Origin of the sequence: Parabacteroides sp. AM17-47, assembly GCF_003434625.1 — a bacterium.
Lineage (GTDB): Bacteria > Bacteroidota > Bacteroidia > Bacteroidales > Tannerellaceae > Parabacteroides > Parabacteroides distasonis.
The window spans coordinates 1-1,104 of record NZ_QTLI01000040.1 but is presented as its reverse complement, the minus strand read 5'-3'; the positions used below and the strand labels follow the sequence as shown (position 1 = coordinate 1,104).

The window sequence follows — 1,104 nt, the reverse complement described above, 5'->3', positions numbered from 1 at the left end:
TGCTACATACTCATAATAAGGAGCTAAATAGAACACGAATGGGAAATACACAAATGCTAAACTAAAGAAGATATTGGCCAAAATAAACGCTATACCGAGAGAGAAACTTGATTTTTCAACTTCCTAAAACGGTGTTGTTCAAACATTTCTACTTATTTGTACTTGCCAGTTGAACCTACGCTTCCCTAATAAAATGTCTATGGTAAAAAAAGTTAAAAAATCCTCCCACTTTTGTTAGATATATTTTTTTTGTGTAATTTTGCAATCGTTATGCGGCAGTAATAATATACATATTAATACGAGTTAGTAATCCTGTAGTTCTCACATGCTACGAGGAGGTATTAAAAGGTGCGTTTCGACAATGCATCTATTGTAGTATATTATTGCTTAATCCAAATGAATATTATAAATTTAGGAATTCTTGCTCACATTGATGCAGGAAAAACTTCCGTAACCGAGAATCTGCTGTTTGCCAGTGGAGCAACGGAAAAGTGCGGCCGTGTGGATAATGGTGACACCATAACAGACTCTATGGATATAGAGAAACGTAGAGGAATTACTGTTCGGGCTTCTACGACATCTATTATCTGGAATGGAGTGAAATGCAATATCATTGACACTCCGGGACACATGGATTTTATTGCGGAAGTGGAGCGGACATTCAAAATGCTTGATGGAGCAGTCCTCATCTTATCCGCAAAGGAAGGCATACAAGCGCAAACAAAGTTGCTGTTCAATACTTTACAAAAACTGCAAATCCCGACAATTATATTTATCAATAAAATTGACCGTGACGGTGTGAATTTAGAGCGTTTGTATCTGGATATAAAAACAAATCTGTCTCAAGATGTCCTGTTTATGCAAACTGTTGTCGATGGATTGGTTTATCCGATTTGCTCCCAAACATATATAAAGGAAGAATACAAAGAATTTGTATGCAACCATGACGACAATATATTAGAACGATATTTGGCGGATAGCGAAATTTCACCGGCTGATTATTGGAATACGATAATCGATCTTGTGGCAAAAGCCAAAGTCTATCCGGTGCTACATGGATCAGCAATGTTCAATATCGGTATCAATGAGTTGTTGGACGCCATC

General features: G+C 37.0%; 1 protein-coding gene. It reads left to right on the top strand.

Annotation, left to right across the window (positions count from 1 at the left end):
• Positions 1-396: 396 nt before the first annotated feature.
• On the top strand, positions 397-1,104 hold a 708-nt coding region (locus DW205_RS21095), incomplete at its 3' end, for a GTP-binding protein (protein ID WP_119958795.1).